The sequence below is a fragment of the Ectothiorhodospira shaposhnikovii genome (assembly GCF_047222355.1).
In the GTDB taxonomy this organism is placed as follows: domain Bacteria; phylum Pseudomonadota; class Gammaproteobacteria; order Ectothiorhodospirales; family Ectothiorhodospiraceae; genus Ectothiorhodospira.
In genome coordinates, this window is record NZ_CP178333.1 from 2,699,612 (window position 1) to 2,718,389 (window position 18,778).

At 59.4% G+C, this 18,778-nt stretch carries 14 protein-coding genes; 4 read left to right on the forward strand and 10 right to left on the reverse strand.

What is annotated here, in order from left to right; genetic code table 11:
* Positions 1-73: 73 nt before the first annotated feature.
* Together ACLF6L_RS12345 and ACLF6L_RS12350 are read right to left on the reverse strand one after the other, a co-directional pair.
* Positions 74-718: a DUF502 domain-containing protein gene (locus ACLF6L_RS12345; RefSeq protein ID WP_238615740.1), complete on the reverse strand. Its 645-nt coding sequence runs from the start codon at positions 716-718 to the stop codon at positions 74-76.
* Positions 719-724: 6 nt separating this feature from the next.
* A complete protein-coding gene (locus tag ACLF6L_RS12350; RefSeq protein WP_008931165.1) occupies positions 725-1,012 on the reverse strand; it encodes an FmdB family zinc ribbon protein in 288 nt (95 codons plus the stop codon).
* Between the two features lie 143 nt (positions 1,013-1,155).
* On the opposite strand from ACLF6L_RS12350, the gene ACLF6L_RS12355 reads away from it, so the two are divergent.
* Positions 1,156-1,533 carry a DsrE family protein gene (locus ACLF6L_RS12355; protein ID WP_412851781.1) on the forward strand — a complete coding sequence of 126 codons (378 nt, stop codon included), beginning with the start codon at positions 1,156-1,158 and terminating at the stop codon, positions 1,531-1,533.
* A gap of 10 nt (positions 1,534-1,543) precedes the next feature.
* Complete coding sequence (locus ACLF6L_RS12360; protein WP_412851782.1) at positions 1,544-2,395, forward strand: SDR family oxidoreductase; 852 nt, start codon at positions 1,544-1,546, stop codon at positions 2,393-2,395.
* 29 nt (positions 2,396-2,424) lie between these two features.
* Here the strand turns inward: ACLF6L_RS12360 and ACLF6L_RS12365 are convergent, their stop codons facing one another.
* Both ACLF6L_RS12365 and ACLF6L_RS12370 read right to left on the reverse strand, forming a co-directional pair.
* The gene (locus ACLF6L_RS12365) at positions 2,425-5,694 is read right to left on the reverse strand and encodes an efflux RND transporter permease subunit (RefSeq protein WP_412851783.1); all 3,270 of its coding nucleotides are present in this window, start codon (positions 5,692-5,694) and stop codon (positions 2,425-2,427) included.
* The gene (locus tag ACLF6L_RS12370) at positions 5,691-6,740 is read right to left on the reverse strand and encodes an efflux RND transporter periplasmic adaptor subunit (RefSeq protein WP_238615737.1); all 1,050 of its coding nucleotides are present in this window, start codon (positions 6,738-6,740) and stop codon (positions 5,691-5,693) included. Before ACLF6L_RS12370 ends, ACLF6L_RS12365 begins: the two co-directional genes overlap by 4 nt.
* 209 nt (positions 6,741-6,949) lie before the next feature.
* Here ACLF6L_RS12370 and ACLF6L_RS12375 point away from each other — a divergent pair, with 209 nt between their 5' ends.
* Both ACLF6L_RS12375 and ACLF6L_RS12380 read left to right on the forward strand, forming a co-directional pair.
* Positions 6,950-8,668, forward strand: a complete 1,719-nt coding sequence (locus ACLF6L_RS12375; protein WP_238615736.1) for a proline--tRNA ligase — start codon at positions 6,950-6,952, stop codon at positions 8,666-8,668.
* 38 nt (positions 8,669-8,706) lie between these two features.
* Positions 8,707-8,970, forward strand: coding sequence for a DUF2442 domain-containing protein (locus tag ACLF6L_RS12380; RefSeq protein ID WP_412851784.1), 264 nt, complete (start codon positions 8,707-8,709; stop codon positions 8,968-8,970).
* A gap of 200 nt (positions 8,971-9,170) precedes the next feature.
* Here the strand turns inward: ACLF6L_RS12380 and ACLF6L_RS12385 are convergent, their stop codons facing one another.
* The 6 genes from ACLF6L_RS12385 to ACLF6L_RS12410 all read right to left on the reverse strand — a co-directional run bounded on the left by ACLF6L_RS12385 (position 9,171) and on the right by ACLF6L_RS12410 (position 18,596).
* On the reverse strand, positions 9,171-10,775 hold the full coding sequence (locus ACLF6L_RS12385) for a type I restriction-modification system subunit M (protein WP_412851785.1): 1,605 nt from the start codon (positions 10,773-10,775) through the stop codon (positions 9,171-9,173).
* A gap of 45 nt (positions 10,776-10,820) precedes the next feature.
* Positions 10,821-12,374 carry a Fic family protein gene (locus ACLF6L_RS12390; protein WP_412851786.1) on the reverse strand — a complete coding sequence of 518 codons (1,554 nt, stop codon included), beginning with the start codon at positions 12,372-12,374 and terminating at the stop codon, positions 10,821-10,823.
* Complete coding sequence (locus ACLF6L_RS12395) at positions 12,371-12,934, reverse strand: hypothetical protein (RefSeq protein ID WP_412851787.1); 564 nt, start codon at positions 12,932-12,934, stop codon at positions 12,371-12,373. The genes ACLF6L_RS12390 and ACLF6L_RS12395 overlap by 4 nt, the downstream gene beginning before the upstream one ends.
* Before the next feature lie 337 nt (positions 12,935-13,271).
* Positions 13,272-14,345: an AAA family ATPase gene (locus ACLF6L_RS12400; RefSeq protein WP_412851788.1), complete on the reverse strand. Its 1,074-nt coding sequence runs from the start codon at positions 14,343-14,345 to the stop codon at positions 13,272-13,274.
* Positions 14,342-15,559 carry a restriction endonuclease subunit S gene (locus tag ACLF6L_RS12405; protein ID WP_412851789.1) on the reverse strand — a complete coding sequence of 406 codons (1,218 nt, stop codon included), beginning with the start codon at positions 15,557-15,559 and terminating at the stop codon, positions 14,342-14,344. Before ACLF6L_RS12405 ends, ACLF6L_RS12400 begins: the two co-directional genes overlap by 4 nt.
* Positions 15,552-18,596: a type I restriction endonuclease subunit R gene (locus ACLF6L_RS12410; RefSeq protein WP_412851790.1), complete on the reverse strand. Its 3,045-nt coding sequence runs from the start codon at positions 18,594-18,596 to the stop codon at positions 15,552-15,554. The genes ACLF6L_RS12405 and ACLF6L_RS12410 overlap by 8 nt, the downstream gene beginning before the upstream one ends.
* Positions 18,597-18,778 lie beyond the last annotated feature (182 nt).

An 18,778-nucleotide genomic window follows, 5' to 3' on the forward strand; every position in this document is an offset into this window, starting at 1 on the left:
GATTCGGTTCTGGGGAAAACGGCTAATGGTAAGGGGTACGATGCGCCGGAGTAAACGCCCGGGCGGCGGGCCTTCAGCCCGACTTCCCCTTGGGAGGATAACGGGGCACCACCACCCCCAGGGACATGACGAACTTGAGGCCGTCCTCCACGCTCATGTCCAGTTCGATCACCTCGTCCCTGGGCACCAGAATGATGAAACCCGAGGTGGGGTTGGGGGTGGTGGGCACGAACACGCTCACCACCTGCCGCTCGGTGCGGGCCTGTACCTCGCCCATGCCGCTGCCGGTCTGGAAACCCAGGGTCCAGATCCCCTTGCGGGGATATTCGATCAGCAGCACCTTGCGAAAGGAGTCTCCGCCGGCGCCGAACAGGGTCTCCATCACCTGTTTCACCGCCGAGTAGATGGTGCTCACCAGGGGAATCCGGGCCAGGATGGCCTCCCAGAGATCCACCAGCTTGCGCCCCACCAGGTTCGCCACCACCAGACCGGTGAGAAAGACGATCACCAGCGCAACGACGATGCCGAAGCCCGGGATGGTGAAGCCCAGCAGGTTTTCCGGTCGCCAGGGCGGCGGCAGCAGCAACAGGGTGCGATCCATCATGTCGACGATGAACTTGATCACCACCACGGTGGTGATCAAGGGCACCCAGACCACCAGTCCGGCGATCAGATAGCGCCGGAAGGTATGCAACGGTCCTGTGGAGATGGGGTTCAAGGCGGATCAGCTCGCGGCCTTGCAGGCGGCGCAGGCGTCGGCGCCACCGCCGGACTTGCCGTCGGCGCCGCAGGCCGGGGCCTTGCCGTCATCCTTGAGGTTCTTCTTGTTGCCGTTCTTGAAGTCGGTCTCGTACCAACCGCTGCCGCCCAGACGGAAGGCGGGGGCCGAAACCTGCTTCTGCAGGGTGGCACCGTGGCATTCGGGGCAATCCACCAGGGGGGCGTCGGAGAACTTCTGGATGGCCTCCAGGCGGTGGCCGCAGGCATTGCATTCGTATTCGTAGATCGGCATGGTCAATACCCCAGGGGCAGAAATCTGGACAGGTCCGGATTATATCCGCAAAGTGTTTCACGGCACCGGAGAAATGGTGCCTGGTTGCATATGGGGACGTCCGGGAAAATTTCCAGTCCTCATTTTCACGAGGCAAGGACACCATGGCAGACAAGGTCATCATCATGCTTCTCAACACCAGCCTCAAGGCCCCAGGGACCCTGGGGGCGCCCTTCTTCCAAGCCGCCGTGGCGGCGGCCATGGATCTGGAGGTGGAGGTCTATTTCGCGGCCGAGACCACCCAGCTGCTCAAGCAGGGAGTGGCGGAGAACCTCTACACCGGCAAACAGCGGACGAAGTCCGTCTATGACTTCATGCGGGACGCCCACGAGGCCGGGGTGAAGTTCTATGCCTGTGCCGGTGCCATGGCGGAGCACGAGCTCAGTGACGACAATGCCATCCCGGAGCTGGACGGCAAGCGCGGCGGCGGGGCCTTCATCGGCGAGGCGGTGGAGGACGGGGTTGTGGTGCTGACGTATTAGGAGACCACCATTGAACACATCCCCCAGATCCGTGCTCATCACCGGCTGTTCCTCCGGCATCGGCCATTGCGCCGCCCGAATGCTGCGGGAACGGGGTTTTCGGGTGTTTGCCACCGCCCGACGAGCGGAAGACGTGGAACGGCTGCAACAGGAGGGCTTCGAAGCCCTGCCCCTGGATCTGGATGATCCAGACTCCATTGCCGCCGCCGTGGAGGCGGTCCTCGCCGCCACCGGCGGACGACTCCATGGTCTGTTCAACAACGGCGCCTACGGTCAACCGGGGGCGGTGGAGGATCTGTCCCGGGAGGTGTTGCGCAAACAGCTGGAGACCAACGTGCTGGGCTGGCTGGACCTGACCAACCGGGTGATCCCGGTGATGCGGGCCCAGGGCGAGGGGCGCATCGTGCAGAACAGCTCGGTGCTGGGCCTGATCGCCCTGCCCTTTCGCGGTGCCTACACCTGCTCCAAGTTTGCCCTGGAAGGACTCACCGACACCCTGCGCATGGAACTCCACGGCAGCGGCGTACACGTCTCCCTGATTGAACCCGGTCCCATCACCAGCCGCTTTCGAGCCAATGCCCATCAGGCCTTCCTGGCCCACATCGACCGGGACAACAGCGTCTTCCGGGAAAAATACCAGGCGGCGGAACGGCGTCTGACCAAGCCGGGGCCGGCCGCCCCCTTCACCCTGCCCCCGGAGGCGGTGGTGAAAAAACTGATCCACGCCCTGGAAAGCCCCCGCCCCCGGGCCAGGTACTACGTGACGGTGCCCACGTATTTGTTCGGCACCCTGCGGCGCATCCTGCCGACACGCTGGCTGGACCGGATATTGATGGCAGTGTCCAGAGGCGAGAACCGTTAGGGTTCCGGGAGGGGCGATGGGGCTCCGCTTCAGTCCGTGCGTCCTCTCAGATAGCTGTAGTACAGCACCGGGATTACCAGCAGGGTGAGCACCGTGGAGACCAGTACCCCGAAGATCAGGGAGATGGCCAGACCGTTGAAGATGGGATCGGTCAGGATGAACCCGGCGCCGATCATGGCCGCCAGACCAGTGAGCACGATGGGCTTGGTGCGCACCGCCCCCGCCCGGATCACCGCTTCCTCCAGGGCCACGCCACGGGCCACTTCCTGGTTGATGAAATCCACCAGCAAAATGGAGTTGCGCACGATGATCCCCGCCAGGGCGATCATGCCGATCATGGACGTGGCCGTGAATTTAGCGTCCATGAACAGCCCATCCAGCAGGGCGTGACCGGGCATGACACCGATCACCGTCAGCGGGATCGGCGCCATGATGATCAGCGGCACCACGTAGGAACGGAACTGGGCCACCACCAGCAGGTAGATGAGCACCAGCCCCACCGAATAGGCCAGGCCCATGTCGCGGAAGGTCTCATAGGTGATCTGCCACTCCCCGTCCCACTTCAGACTGTAGACGTAAGGGTCCTCCGGCTGACTGATGAAGTACTGATCCAGAGGACGGTCCAGGGCCAGGGGCTGGTCACGCAACTGGAAGAACAGGTCGAACATGCCGTACAAAGGACTGTCCAGACGCCCGGCCATGTCGCCGGTGACATAGACCACCGGCAGCAGGTCCTTGTGATGAATGGACCGCTCCCGGGTGGTCTCCACCACGTTGACCAGCTCCGACAGAGGCACCAGGGCACCGTCCCTGGCCCGTACCCGCAACGCCAGCAAGGTATCCAGCTCCGCCTTGTCGGCGGCGTCGAACTCCAGCCGGATGGGCACGGCGTACTTGACCCCGGCACCGAACAGGAAGCTCTCGTCCTCACCCCGGATCACCGTGTCCACGGCGTGGGCGATCTGGTCCTGGGCCACACCCAGCCGGGCCGCCTTTTCACGGTCCACTTCCAGGATCAGGCGCGGACCGGGATATTCCACCGAGTCGTCCACATCCACCACACCCTCGGTGGACTCGAACAGGGCCCTGACCTGACGCGCCACACGGACCTGACCTTCGTAATCGGGGCCGTAGATCTCCGCCACGATGGGGGCACGCACCGGCGGCCCCGGCGGCACCTCCACCACCTTCAGGGCGGCGCCGTGGCGCGTGGCAATCTCCTGCAGGGGGCCACGCACGTCCAGGGCGATCTCGTGACTCTGGCGACGACGCTCCTTCTGATCCACCAGATTCACCTGGATATCCCCCAGATGTCCGCCCTCCCGCAGGTAGTACTGGCGCACCAGGCCATTGAAGTTGATGGGCGAGGCGGTGCCCGCATACACTTGGTAATCCCGTACTTCCGGCACCGTGGCCAGATATTCGCCCATTTCCCGCAGCACCCAGGCGGTACGCTCCAGGCTGGTGCCTTCAGGCATATCCACCACCACCTGGAATTCGGACTTGTCATCAAAGGGCAGCATCTTGAGTACCACCACCTGGAAATAGGCCAGGGAAACGGAGCCCAGGATCAACAGCACCATGCTCCCGTAGAGGCCCCAACGGCGCATCCGCGCCCCCTTGCCCCGCAGGAAGGGTCCAAGGATGGCCTCGGAACCCCGCTGCATCCAGCTGGCGGCGGCCTCACCGCCGTCATGCCCCTTGCCCCCGTGTGCCGGGGATTGCTGTTCCGCCTGACGCCGCAATAGCTTGTAGGTCATCCAGGGCGTCACCACATAGGCCACCGCCAGGGACAGCAGCATGCCCATGCTGGCATTGATGGGAATCGGGCTCATGTAAGGCCCCATCAACCCGGAGACGAAGGCCATGGGCAACAGGGCCGCAATAACGGCGAACGTGGCCAGGATGGTGGGACCACCCACCTCGTCCACCGCCAGGGGGATGGCCTCCAGCAGCTTCTTCTTGCCCATTTGCATGTGGCGATGGATGTTCTCCACCACCACGATGGCATCATCCACCAGGATGCCGATGGAGAAGATGAGGGCAAACAGGGAAACCCGGTTGAGGGTGAAGCCGTAGGCCCAGGAGGCGAACAGGGTCAGGGCCAGGGTGATGACCACCGCGGTGCCGACGATAAAGGCCTCCCGCCAGCCCAGGGCCAGCCACACCAGGATCACCACCGAGGCCGTGGCAAGGATCAGCTTCTGGATCAGGGTCCGGGCCTTGGCATCGGCGGTCTCGCCGTAGTTGCGGGTGACGGTGACCTCCACCCCTTCGGGGATATGGGTGCCCCGGAGCTGCTCCATGCGGGTCATGAGCCGGTCGGCGATATCCACCGCGTTGGTACCCGGCTGCTTGGCCACGGCGATGGTCACCGCGGGTTCGGTCAGGCCCGGCACGAAGTCGTTGCCGGCACCCACGCCCCAGCCGAAGCGCACGTAATTGTCCGGCATGGCCGGCCCCTGACGCACCTGGGCAACGTCCGACAGGTAGACGGGACTGCCCTCGTGGACGCCCACCACCAGGGCGGCGACCTCCGCCTCGCTGGACAGGAACCGACCGGCCTGCAGGGGGATCTCCAGGTCATCCCGCACCAGCGCCCCGGCATCGCGGGAGACATTACCGGCCCGCAGGGCATGACGCAGATCCTCCAGGCTCAGGCCGAAACCGGCCACCCGCTGGGGGTCCAGCCGCACCTGGACCACATGGTCGGGACCGCCGATGGTGTAGATGTCCCGGGTGCCCGGCACCCGCTTGAGTTCGGTTTCCAGACTGTGGGCCACCCGCAGCAGCTCATGGGCACCCCGGGCAGGGTCTTTGGTCCAGAGGGTGAAGGCCAGGATGGGCACATCATCGATCCCCTTGGGCTTGATGATGGGTTGCCCCACCCCCAGCCCCTGGGGCAACCAGTCCTGATTGGAAAAGACCTGATTGTAGAGCCGCACGATGGCATCGGTGCGGGGTTCCCCCACCTGGTACTGGACCGTGATCACCGACAGGCCGGGCTGGGATACCGAGTAGACATGCTCCAGGCCCTCGATCTCGGACAGCACCTGCTGGGCCGGGATGCTCACCAGCTGCTCCACCTCCTCCACCGAGGCACCGGGGAAGGGAATGAACACGTTGGCCATGGTGACATTGATCTGGGGTTCTTCCTCGCGGGGGGTCACCAGAATGGCGAACAGCCCCATCAGCAACGCCACCAGCGCCAGCAGGGGCGTGATCTGGGATGTCAGGAAGGCCTTGGCGATACGCCCGGAGATCCCCATGGCGCCGGCGTCCTTTGCAGCCTGGTTCATCGTGCCGCCTCCCGCTGCCGGGTCTTGAGGGCCACGCCGGCGGCGACGGGATCCAGGGCCACCTGCTCGCCTTCGGACAGGCCGGCCAGGATGGCCACCTGCCCGTCACCTTCCGTTCTCCCCGTGCGCACCTGGCGCAGGCTGATACGGCCCTGATCATCCACCACATAGACCGCGGAGACCTCGCTGCGCTGCACCACCGCCGAGGCGGGTACCAGCAGGGTCTCACGCTCGCCCACGGTGAAGGCCACCTTCACGAACATGCCGGGAAACAGGCCCGGTGTCCGATCGGGCAGTTCGGCCCGGACCCGGAACGCGGCCGTGGCCGGATCGGCATAGGGGAAGAAGGTGAGCTGGCTGACGGTCACCGGCGGCTGGTCCTCCAGCAGGATGCGGGCGCTCTGATACCGACGCACCGGGTTGATGAAGCGCTGGGGTACTTCCGTGGTCACCCGCAGAAACTCCAGGGAGATGCCCGACAGCAGCGGCTGACCGGGACTGACGCTCTCGCCCACTTCCACATGACGCCGGGTGACGATGCCCGCGTAGGGGGCGCGCACCTGGGTATAGTCCAGTTCCTCACGGGCGCCGTCACGGGCGGCGCGGGCGGATTCCAGGCGGGCTCGTGCCGCTTCCAGCGCGGCAGTGGCCCGGTCCATCTCGGCACGGGAGATGAGCTGGCGCTCGAAGATGCCCTGTACCCGATCAAACTCGGTCCGGGCCTCGTTGAAGCGGGCCTGGGATTCCCGCAGGCCGGCCTCGGCCTGATCCAGACGGGCACGCTGTTCGGTGTCCCGCAGACGGATGATGACCGCCCCCGCCTCCACGAAATCGTCCACGTCATACAGGACCTCCATGACCCGGCCGCTGGTCTGGGCCGATACCGTGGCCTGCCGCACCGCTTCCACCCGGCCATCGAAGACCTGCTCGGCGGGCAACAGGTGACGGGTGGCGGGGACGGTGGCCGGATCAGGGGCGGCCAGGGCGGACGCGGCCCAGATGAGAAGCATGCCGGTGAACAACCGGCGCAGGCCTGAGTGGATCATGACGCGGATCTCCGTGAGGATCGTGCCTTCGGACATCTTGCCGAGGGCCCATGGAATATTAGTTTTCGCTAATTTAGCATGGATTGCGCGTCATCAAAAGGCGGCCATCCCGGAACGGCACCCGTGGCCCGGGAAAATCATCCCCGCCCCCCGTTCATGGTAAATTTATCCCATTCCCTTTCCACAGATCATGATCCGGACACCCCCGCATGCGAGTATCCCAGTTTCCCCTGGCCACCCTGAAAGAGACCCCCGCCGACGCCGAGGTCATCAGCCACCAGCTCATGCTGCGGGCCGGCTACGTTCGCCGCCTGGCCTCCGGCCTGTATACCTGGATGCCCCTGGGGCTGCGGGTACTGCGCAAGGTGGAGGCCATCGTGCGCGAGGAGATGAACCGGGCCGGTGCCCTGGAGGTACTGATGCCGGCGGTGCAGCCGGCGGAGCTGTGGCAGGAGTCGGGGCGCTGGGAGCTGTACGGACATGAACTGCTGCGCTTGCGGGATCGCCATGACCGGGAGTTCTGCTTCGGCCCCACCCACGAAGAGGTGATCACCGACCTGGTGCGGCGTGAAGTGAACAGCTATCGTCAACTGCCGGTGAACTATTACCAGATCCAGACCAAGTTCCGGGACGAGATCCGTCCCCGCTTCGGCATCATGCGGGCGCGGGAATTCCTGATGAAGGATGCCTACTCCTTCCACGCCGATGCCGAGAGCCTGCAACAGACCTACGACCTGATGCATGCCGCCTACTCCCGAATCTTCCAGCGCTGCGGCCTGGATTTTCGGGCCGTGCATGCGGATACCGGCGCCATCGGCGGCAGCAAGTCCCACGAATTCCACGTCCTGGCCGCCTCCGGCGAGGATGCCATCGCCTTCTCCGACAGCAGCGACTATGCCGCCAACGTGGAACTGGCCGAAGCCGTGGCCCCGACCGGGGAGCGGCCCGCCCCCACCGAGGACATGCGCATGGTGGACACCCCCAACGTGCGTACCATCCAGGAACTGGTCGACGGCCATGACCTGCCCGTCGAACGGACCATCAAGACCCTGGTGGTGGCCGCCTCGGAAGAAACCGCCACTCAGCTCATCGCCCTGGTGGTGCGCGGCGACCATGAACTCAATGCCCTCAAGGCGGAAAAGCTGCCCCAGGTGGCCTCCCCCCTGCGCATGGCCGGGGAGGCGGAGATCCGCGCGGTGATCGGTGCCGGCCCCGGCTCCCTGGGTCCCGTCAACCTGCCCATCCCCTGCATCGTCGACCGGTCGGTAGCGATGATGAGCGACTTTGCCGCCGGCGCCAACCAGGACGGCAAGCATCTGTTCGGCATCAACTGGGAACGGGACGTGCCCCTGCCCACGGTGGCGGATCTGCGCAACGTGGTGGCCGGCGACCCCAGCCCGGACGGCCTGGGCACCCTGGAGATCCGCCGCGGCATCGAGGTGGGCCACATCTTCCAGCTGGGGGACAAGTACAGCAAGGCCATGAATGCCACGGTACTGGACGAGCAGGGCCGCTCCCTGGTGGTCACCATGGGCTGCTACGGCATCGGTGTCTCCCGGGTGGTGGCCGCGGCCATCGAGCAGAACCATGACGAGCGGGGCATCATCTGGCCCGCCGCCCTGGCCCCCTTCCAGGTGGCCCTGTGCCCCATCAACGCCCACAAGTCCCAGCGCCTGCGGGAAGCCGCCGAGGACCTGTACCAGCGCCTGCAGGCGGCCGGTATCGAAGTACTCATGGACGACCGCAACGCCCGGCCCGGGGTCATGTTCGCGGACATGGAACTGATCGGCATCCCGCACCGGATCGTGCTGGGCGAACGGGGCCTGGATGCGGGCGAGGTGGAGTACAAGGGCCGCCGGGATGCGGAGGCCACCATGGTCCCCATGGCGGCGCTGGAACCGTTCCTTCTGGAGCGGCTGGGGCGGTGATGACGTTGCCCCCCTCATCTCAAGGGAGATGAGGGGGTATGGGTCAGCATATGATTAAAATCCTGCGTTTAAAGATATTAGGCCAACAACGGTTCCTGCTTTTTTTCTCTGACTCAAGACAGGGCGTTTTTGATTTACAGGATTATCTGAGCAAACACTCAGGCAACCTGCTCAAGCCACTGCATGATCCTGGATTTGCAGAAAAAGCCTTCATCGATGCGGGAGCCCTGTGCTGGCCTCATGGCCTTGAGCTGTCACCTGCACGTCTTTATGAACTTGCAGCCATGCAAGACGCGGCTTGATCCTCAACAGCATCAGATGCCCAGATACGCCGCCTTGACCTTGTCGTCCTCCAGCAGGTCGCGGCCGGCGCCTTCCTTTGTTAAGGAACAGGCACTCTTTGAGTGCGGACCCGCATGCCAGGTGGCGTGGTGAGGGCGTGCTAAATACCCACCCTTAACCGATTATGAGATTTTTGCTGACACTCAGCGGGTATCTGCTATCACACCGGCGGTAGATTCAGCTCTTTCAGATATTGATTGTGCTTGTCTGATGCTTCGCAAATGCGCTTTTCGATGGCCAACAGTTGCGCATGGACAGCGGCAAGGTCGATTTCCGGCTCGGCCTCGGCGGTGCTGACATAGCGGGAGATGTTGAGGTTGTAATCGTTCATCTCAATCTCCGCCATCTCTACCCGACGAGCGTAGCGCTCTTCTTCCCTGCGGTGCTGGTAGGTCTCGACAATCTTGTCGATATGCTCCGGCAATAGCTGATTCTGCCGTTTGCCCTTTTCAAAATGCTCGGCGGCGTTGATGAAAAGCACATCGTCAGGCTTTTTGCACTTTTTCAGCACCAGGATGCACACCGGGATGCCGGTGGAGAAGAACAGGTTGCTCGGCAGGCCAATGACCGTATCGATATGGCCGTCCTTGAGCAGCTTGGTGCGGATACGACTCTCCACACCGCCCCGGAACAGCACACCGTGGGGCAGAATGATGGCCATGGTCCCTTGGTCGCCCAGGAAATGGAAACCGTGCAGCAGGAAGGCGAAGTCAGCGGCTGATTTGGGCGCCAGACCGTAGTTCTTGAAGCGAAAATCCTCGCCCAGCGCTTCGTTAGGCTGCCAGCGGTAGCTGAAGGGCGGATTGGCCACCACCGCGTCGCACTTGAGCTTTTTGGCCGGGTTCATCTCGTTGAGCAGCGTCCAGTCATTGGTCAGGGAGTCACCGTGGTGAATCTCGAACTCACTGTCCTTGACCCCGTGCAGCAGCATATTCATGCGCGCCAGATTGTAGGTAGTGATGTTTTTCTCCTGGCCGTAGATCTTGCCGATGCCATGCGGCCCCATCTGGTTACGCACATTGAGCAGCAACGAGCCGGAACCGCAGGCGAAGTCCAGCACATTGTTGAGCTTTTTCTTGTGGCCGGTGGCGGGGTCCTGGCTGTCCAGAGTGACGATACGCGAGAGGATGGTGGAAACGGTCTGCGGAGTGTAGAACTCTCCGGCCTTCTTGCCGGAGCCGGCAGCGAACTGGCCAATCAGGTATTCGTAGGCATCGCCCAGGATGTCGCTGTCGGTGGAGAACTGCGCGATCCCCTCGGCGATCTTGGTGATGATGGTGCAGAGCTTGTCGTTGCGCGCCTTGGGTGTTCGGCCCAGCTTTTCCGAGTTGAGGTTGATCTCGGAAAACAGCCCCTGGAAGGTGCTGGCGAAAGATTCATTCTCGATGTAATTGAATCCCCGCTCCAGGGTTTGCAACAACTCGGCGTCCTGGGTGCGGGCGCGTTCGTAGATGCTGCTCCACAGGTAGTCCGGATGGATCACATAGTGCATCTTGCGACGCATCTGTTTCTCAAAGGTGGGCACATCGCCGGCGTTAGCCGCGTACCAGACCGCCAGCGGCGCACGCCGGTCATCCGCCTCCCGCCTGGGATAGTCCGGCCCCAACTCTTTTTTTGCCGCCGCCTCGAAGTTATCGGAGAGATAGCGCAAAAACAGGAATGACAACATATAGTCGCGGAAGTCATCCGCATTCATCGCCCCACGCAGGTCGTCGGCGATGGCCCAGAGGGTTTTTCCCAGTTGGCTCAGTTGCTCTTTGGTCATGCTCTTTCCTTCAAATTATCTACCGAGGGTCCCTCGGCAGTTGATTCATTCTTTTCGGGCTTTGAGCCAGATCTTGCCTTTATTTGTCACTCGATATCTCTGAAGACGACTGCGGGGTTTACTGGGGATCGTCATTTCGATCAGCCCGGCTTCCAGCAACGGGTTGAGTATGACCCCTCTGAACTTACTCCGATTCGAGCGTCCTACAACGGCCATCAAGCCTGTAAGAGGGAGATCTTCTTCACACGCCTGAATCACTCTGACTTGGTCCCGACTTAGCCCCGACTTGGTCCCGACTTCCCCGGTGACTTCGGGGGTGACTTCGGGGCCATGTCCCTCAACAAACCCCTCATGAACCGGCAAGCGGATCAAAAACGAACTGCGCTCATCGTCACTTTCAAAGCGCGGCTGCGGTGAGCCATTGGCCTGCATGACGCGCAGAATCTTGGGGATACCGGTGGAGCGACCTTCGGTGAGATCCAGTTCCTTCAAGAACTCGCCAATGCGGCGGTTGCGGTAGCGGCGGCTGACGGCACGGCCTGCCTGCAGGTCTTCCATACGGATGGAGCGATCCGGCCCAGGGAAGCTCAGTACCAGCAGCTCTTCGGGGGTAATACGCACCTCGATCGGCTCACGGATCTCGTAGGAGCGGTGATACACTGCATTTACCACTGCCTCCTCAATAGCCGCCAGCGGGTAGTTCCAGAAGCGCTCTGCCTGGGGGCGATCCGGGTGCTTGATCACGGCTTCCTTCAAGTAATTGCGGGCAATGTAGTCCACCGCATCACGGGTAATGCGCCCCAGCGGACCACGAAACTCCTTCTCCTCGAAGCGATCACCACCCGGCCCATCGGGGAAATACACCACATCAATCTGGGTGGCCGGAAAAAACTGCTCCGGATGTTCGTTGAAAAACAGTAGTCCGACATTTTTCGGGAACACCATCTCGGCCGGGCCGTCCACCACATTCATTCGCCGCCCCAACGCCTCAACATCCAGGTTTGAAGCTTCACCTGCCAGTTCACTGCCGATTTCCTGCAGGAACTCGCGCATCAGATGGGGCGAAAGATCGGTAAGGCTGGCGTTCTGTCGATAGCGGTCATCAAACGGCACTGTCGCGGCCAGGGACAACAGTTCTCGCTCATCCACCCCTTTGGCTCGCACCGTGCTGGTGTGTTTGCGCAGATAAAACGCCCACTCGGTATTCTTGTCGCCCAATCGCACGCGAGCCTTGTAAGGGCGCGTTTCCCCACCCGGCACCCACAGCACCAGAATCAGTTTACCCTGTACTTCATAGGTCGCCGTCAGGGGGTGATAGGGTGGCTGAAGCGCCGCATTACCCAGGTTCAACAGTTCCTTCTGGATGCGGTCAATCTGCTCCGGCTGCAAGCCCACCGGTGGCAAGACGGGCTGGCCGTTCTGCTCCGCGACACCCACCACCACGTAACCACCACCCATATTGTGAAAATCATTGGCAAAGGCGCAGATGCTGTGCAACACAGCTTCTGGATTCCAGCCTGCCTTGTATTCCACCCGCTCGCTTTCGATGGTGCGGTGATGGAGCAGGGAGTTAAGGTTGATGGGGAGTTTGGGGGTCATGGCCGCGCCTCACCCGCGGCAGGGAACAGCTCCGGATTGAAGCGGTAGTTGTTCATGAAGTCACGCAGAATCTTGCGGAAATACTCTTTGTTCTCCGGCAGCATTTCCCGTGGCTCATACAGTGAATAATTGCCGTGGCTGAGCACATTGACCAGCCGGGCGTGGAGAATGCCGTCAGGGTCGTCACGCTCTTGCTTGATACAGGCGGAGAAACTTCGAAAACCGTGGAAGGTGGCCGTCTTTTCCAGAATGTTGCGCAGGATATTGAAGTGATAGGTGTAGACCTCGCCGGATTCGGCCACCTCGTGCAGCTGCTTCAGCAGAGCGACATGATGGTAGTACGGTGTCTCACCGGTATCCGCCAGCCGGAAATGGTCGGTCTCCTTGCTCAGGAAGACCTTGACCGCCTTGCCCAGCTCATTACAAATCACATTGAAGAAAAGATGATGGTGCGTCGAGATCACTGTTCTGATCTGCCCATTGGCATTCTTCAGCAGTTGCGCCAAGTGGCTGGCCAGGGCTATGGCGTTATTGTCGACCAGTGAGGAGATGGGAATCACCTTGGGATCGGTGGCCGATCAAAAATGGACTGAGTGGTCGAATGGCATGTATTACGCAGCGTCAAGGCGCAACTCCAAGGCGTTCCAATATTCAAGTAACTTTCTTGCTTGGTCAGGCAATAAATTATCAAATGCGCCATCAATCAGATCCCCGACAAATTTCAGTGCACAGATGGAGATATTAACCCGGCAACCATTCATATCTGTATCTACTGTTGTAAGTTGCTGATTTTTTAAGATTAAAAACGAAGTAAAGTAACTTGTTTGATTGCCGGGTTAATAACTCATCCACTTGCTTACACACTGCCAGCCCCGGCCTGAATGAGTTGGTCTTTAGTCATGTGCTATCCATGTGAAATTCGAATTTCTCTACCAAGCGACTGAAGATATCGAGGAATAGATTTTGCTCATAATCGTTCATCATTTCGGTTTGATCATAATAAACCGTCTTGTGCGAGTGCGTATTAACAACATTCATTACTTCTTCAGTGTTTTCAATGCCTATCTTTTTTAGTGTGTAACTGGGCCTACCTGTACCCAAGAACGAGGCCACATTTTCCAGAAGTTGGCGCAGCAACGAGAAGTGATAAGTATAAAGCTGGTTATTACGTGCCTCATCCAATACTTCAAGAAGGTGCAGGTGATAAAGGAAGACACTTCGCTTTGGCGCTTCCAGCACGAGATTATCTCCGACTCGTTTAAGGACTCGGATTGCCGTTATATTCCTGTAGCGACCGCTCTTTTCCCCTTTCGTCAATCGATTTGCAAGATTTGCAAACAGTCCAATGTGATGCGTTGTGATAATCAGGCGCCTCTTGCCATAAAACTGCTCGACGAGCTGGAATATCGTGTCGGCTGTTACGAAAATATTGTGATCATCTAGGCTAGAAACCGGATCATCGATAAAAAAGTGCGCGTCCTGCTCGTCTGCCCAACCATCGACCTCCAGCAACGCCAGGTAAAAACACCAGACAAAGGTGCGTTCTTCACCCCGCGATATCTTAATCGGGATGCCTTCCGCGCCTTCCTTGAAGAAAGTGACTGAGTCGATGCCTTTTTCAAGATCATCATACAGATTCAGCTTGAATCGATAACTCGGGTTATAGGGTGCCAATTTGAGCATCACAGCGTCTTCGTTATCAGTCAGAAAACTATGAAACTGGTTCAGGCTGCTTGGCAGTACGCTAAGTTTTATATCCGCACCGCCATTATCCTCATCGTTATCCCAGACAAACAAGTCTTCGCTAAAGGCGTTATAATAGACGCCAGAATGCTGTCCGGTATCCGGGTCTTTGGTAGCATTTTTGTATGCGACCGACAGGCGGGTCTTGCCTGTGGCATTAAAGGCAAAGATCAGGGCGATATCCTGATCTAGCTCTTTTAATTCATTGGCCAGATCCTCGACACTCATGACACCATACCTTCAAAGATAGGGAAAAGCTGTTGCATCAGGCCTTTCTTATGGGTCTTGAGGCCATCGAGTTTTTCCGTGTGTGCTAAGATCAGTGCATCGAGGGACGAAAGGCAGTCGGCGACGGCTTGCTGTTCACCTTTATCCGCTGGCACTTTCAGAAGTATGGAGGAAAATAGGGATTTGTTAATTATAGGTACGGCTTGCTTTCCTGCCATCTCAGCGATTCTTTCTGACGCCAATTCTAGTGCGTAATACACAAAATCATTGAGAAACTTATTAAACGGAATAACTGAATTGATTTGCTGGTTAGTGGCACACTCATACTGATTTTGTGCGATCTTGCCAATCGTGGAGCCAATACAAACAAAGAGGGTGCTTCTTGCAGGAATAACTCGCGCCTTGGATAACCCTTTGTCGGTTAGGGTCTTCGCTGTCCGTGTAACAAAGCATTGATGTGAAATATCAGCCGGAGATACAAACATAACATCCCCTCCATACAGGCTCTTGTCCGTGGTGCTTGGGGTGCTCCCGGTAACCACCTCACCAATTTCCGAAATTGCCTCCTCTTTCCACTCCCCCGCACCCCGAAACTCGGGAAAGCGCAAGCGGGGAACGGTTTCGCCTTCGCGGGGGAAGAGTTGCTGCATCAGCCCTTTTTTATGGGTCTTAAGGGCGTCGATTTTGTCCGCTTGCGCAGCGATCAGCGCATCGAGGGACGAGAAACAATCGGCGATTTTTTGTTGTTCTCCGATCTTTTTATCGGGGTATACAATCACCTTCTCTTTAAGCGTGGAAAAATGCCTCTTATAACTTTCCATCTTTACTGGAGAAGACAAAAGACACTGATACAAGAACCCCGGGTCAACCTCACCTCTTGACTTCAGTATTTTTATACCATCAGCACCTTGCACAAATGATTGAAAGATGATTTTCAATACGCACGTATGGTCGCCAAAAACAATTAATGGTGACTCAACCAAAACCAAGGCATTTTCATCATTCGTCCAACCGCAAATATAATCCTGGGATTGATCTATAACAGGGAAACGCCCTTCATTTTCATACTGATCTGAGGTCAGTTTCTTCGGTGGTGTTACCGTAGTTATCAAGCTCTTCACTACCTCAATGTTCCACTCCCCCGCATTCTGAAACTCAGGAAAACGTAACCGGGGCACCAAAGCCTGCTTCTCGCTCTTTATCGTCTTACTCATAGGCCGCCAACCCCGATATCTCACGCCCACCGACCTGCTTTTTCAGAAACGGTACCAGTTCTTCCATCAAGGCCAGTTCAGCCTGACTGCGTGCCTTCCAGCCCAGTTCTAGCGGCTCGAACAGGTCGCTTAACTGCTCGCCGTCAAAGATCATGCGATCCAGAATTCCATCCACAAAGGCTTGCAATGCGTCACGGTCCAGCCCGTGGCGCTCGGCCAGGGCGGCGATTTCGTTGTGGGCCTTTTGCGCCTTGAAGGCCTGGTAGCCGTCGCGAATTGCGGCCTCGCTCAGGCCCTTGCCGGCTTCCAGGGTGTTGATGTAGGCGATGATGTCCTCGCGCTCGTCCATCAGGTTGCTGCTGGCGGCCAGCAGATTGATGAGCTGGTCGCGACTCATGGTCTGCTTGCCGGGCTTGTCCTGACTGAAGCGGGCAATCAGGCCCATGATGTAGTCATAGTCGATCAGCGCCGAAGAGAAGAGCACGAACTCGAAATCCAGTTGCTCGATGGCCTCCTGATCTGGCGAGGCCTGCTCGCCGGTTTTGCCCTGCTGTTCCTTGAGGCGCTGGGCGGTCTCCAGGTAGGCGCCGCGCAAGGAACGCAGATCATCCTCGGGCAGCACGCTGCTGATGCGTGCTTTCTGTGCCTCGTCCAGGTCGGTGTACTGGTCGAGCTGGGTCTTGAGGCGCTGCACCTCCTTGAAGCGATTGACGAACTCGATGCGCGCGGTATCGCCCTTGAGGTTGTAGACGCCCTTGGGTTCGGCCACCACATCCTTTTCGGTGAGGAAGTGTCCGATGGCGGCGACGGCTTGTTCGTACTTTTCTATCACCGTGGGGGCTGGGTCCACCAGCCAGATCTCGCGGGAGCGGTTGATGTCCTCGCCGGAGAAGAGCGCAATGGCGTCGTCCACCGCATGCTGCTGGCCGCGAAAGTCGAGGATGTTGCCATAGGGCTTGGTGTCGTTGAGTACGCGGTTGGTGCGCGAGAAGGCCTGAATCAGACCGTGGTGCTTGAGGTTCTTGTCCACGTACAGGGTGTTGAGATATTTGGAGTCAAAGCCGGTGAGCAGCATGTCCACCACGATAGTGATGTCGATCTTGTGCTGATGCGGCAGGTCGCTGTTGGGGTATTGCTGGTCCTTGATGCGCTGCTGCACGTCCTGGTAGTAGCGGTCGAACTCGCTGACCGAATGGCCGGCGCCGTACCGGGCGTTGTAGTCGGCAACAATCTCTTGCAGGGCGGCCCTTTTCTGCTCCGGCTCCTGCTGGTTGTCGGCCTTCTCCTGGGGTAGGTCTTCCTGAAGTTGCTTCACATCCTTGTCGCCATTGGCCGGGGGCGAGAAGACGCAGGCAATGTTGAGCGGAGTGTATGCCGGGTCGTCGGCCCGGCGCTCGGCCTGAACGTCCTTGAACAGCCGGTAATAGCCAATAGCCTCGTTGATGGAGGCGGTGGCCAGCAGGGCGTTGAAGCGGCGCTGATTGGTGGCGGCCTCATGCTTGGCAAGGATGGCGTCCACCACCGCCCGCTGGGTTACGGCCTGATCGGGTCTGGCCTTTGATTTGCCCTTGGACGGGTCGCCGACTTCGTTTGCTCGCGCTGCCTCGGGCTTGTAATAGTCGATATGAAAGCGCAGCACGTTGCGGTCATCAATGGCGTGGGTGATGGTGTAGGCGTGCAGCTGCTTTTCGAAAATGTCCTGGGTGGTGCGGTAGCTGCCGACGGTGCCGTCGATCTGCTTGTAGCTGGCGTTGTCGTCAAAGATGGGCGTGCCGGTAAAGCCAAACAGTTGCGCTCTGGGGAAAAAGGCCTTGATGGCCTGGTGGTTGTCGCCGAACTGGGAGCGGTGGCACTCGTCGAAGATGATGACAATGCGCTTGTCACGCAGCGGGGCCAGACGTTCCTTGTAGGTCTGCCTCCCCTTCTCCTTGTGCTGTTGGGCTTTCTTGCTGGTTTCATCCAGCGCCAGACCGAGCTTCTGGATGGTGGTGACGATCACCTTGTCGGCGTAGTCCTCGGAGAGCAGGCGGCGCACCAGGGTTTCGGTGTTGGTGTTTTCCTCCACGCAGCCTTCCTGAAAGCGATTGAATTCCTCGCGGGTCTGGCGGTCCAGGTCCTTGCGGTCCACCACGAACAGGCATTTTTCGATATCCGGGTTGTCCTTCAGCAGGGTGGAGGCCTTGAAGGAGGTGAGCGTCTTGCCGCTGCCGGTGGTGTGCCAGATGTAGCCGTTACCCCGGTTCTGGTGGATGCAATCGACAATGGCCTTGACCGCATAGATCTGATAAGGCCGCATGATCATCAGCTTCTGCTCGCTGGCCACCAGCACCATGTAGCGGCTGATCATCCGGCCCAGAGTGCATTTGGCCAGGAAGGCGTCGGCGAAGTCGTCCAGGTGGGTGATCTTGCGGTTATCCTCATCGGCCCACTGGTAAATGGGCAAAAAGCGCTCGTCGGCGTTGAAGGCGAAGTGCTGGCCCTGATTGTTGGCAAAGTACCAGGTGTGGTCGCGGTTGCTGACGATAAATAGCTGCATGAAGCACAGCAGCGTGTTGGTGTAGCCGTTACCAGGCTCATTGCGGTACTCGACGATTTGCTCCATGGCCCGGCGCGGGTTGATGCCCAGCGTCTTCAGCTCGATCTGTACCACCGGCAAGCCGTTGATAAGCAGAATCACATCATAACGGTGGTGGCTGTTGTCGGTGTTGATGCGCAGCTGGTTGATGACCTCGAAGTCGTTCTTGCACCAATCCTTGAGGTTGACCAGCATGTAGTGCAGTGGGGTGCCGTCTTCGCGCTGGAAATAGCCGTATTCGCGCAGGGTTTTGGCGGCCTGGAAGACATCGGCGTTGATGATCTCGTCGCGCAGGCGGGCGAATTCGGCATCGGTGAGACGGACGCGGTTCAACGCCTCAAACTTGTCGCGGAAATTCCGCTCCAGCGCGGCCTTGTCGCGGATGTCAGGGCGGTGAGTGTATTTGAGCGCTTCGAGCTTACTGATCAGCTTTTGCTCGATCTGGCTTTCTTTCAGAGTCATCCTGCCCCCAGTTGTCTTACTTATTTGCGCAATATGTCCGAGCCTGCCTTGCGATTTAGCCTACCCATCCATTTCAACCCAACTCTCATGCATCAAGGTGGTGAGTCAGCCCCGATGATGAAAGAGGACGATAAGGGACGGGCACGCTTGAGTTTTGACGAACATGGGAAAAGAAACAGGCT

Bases quoted from the DNA above. Each gene is read 5' to 3' on its own strand.
- ACLF6L_RS12350 (WP_008931165.1), bottom strand. From the start codon at position 1,012: ATGCCGATCTACGAATACGAATGCAATGCCTGCGGCCACCGCCTGGAG.
- ACLF6L_RS12355 (WP_412851781.1), top strand. From the start codon at position 1,156: ATGGCAGACAAGGTCATCATCATGCTTCTCAACACCAGCCTCAAGGCC.
- ACLF6L_RS12365 (WP_412851783.1), bottom strand. From the start codon at position 5,694: ATGAACCAGGCTGCAAAGGACGCCGGCGCCATGGGGATCTCCGGGCGT.
- ACLF6L_RS12370 (WP_238615737.1), bottom strand. From the start codon at position 6,740: ATGATCCACTCAGGCCTGCGCCGGTTGTTCACCGGCATGCTTCTCATC.
- ACLF6L_RS12375 (WP_238615736.1), top strand. From the start codon at position 6,950: ATGCGAGTATCCCAGTTTCCCCTGGCCACCCTGAAAGAGACCCCCGCC.
- ACLF6L_RS12380 (WP_412851784.1), top strand. From the start codon at position 8,707: ATGGGTCAGCATATGATTAAAATCCTGCGTTTAAAGATATTAGGCCAA.
- ACLF6L_RS12385 (WP_412851785.1), bottom strand. From the start codon at position 10,775: ATGACCAAAGAGCAACTGAGCCAACTGGGAAAAACCCTCTGGGCCATC.
- ACLF6L_RS12390 (WP_412851786.1), bottom strand. From the start codon at position 12,374: ATGACCCCCAAACTCCCCATCAACCTTAACTCCCTGCTCCATCACCGC.
- ACLF6L_RS12400 (WP_412851788.1), bottom strand. From the start codon at position 14,345: ATGAGTGTCGAGGATCTGGCCAATGAATTAAAAGAGCTAGATCAGGAT.
- ACLF6L_RS12405 (WP_412851789.1), bottom strand. From the start codon at position 15,559: ATGAGTAAGACGATAAAGAGCGAGAAGCAGGCTTTGGTGCCCCGGTTA.
- ACLF6L_RS12410 (WP_412851790.1), bottom strand. From the start codon at position 18,596: ATGACTCTGAAAGAAAGCCAGATCGAGCAAAAGCTGATCAGTAAGCTC.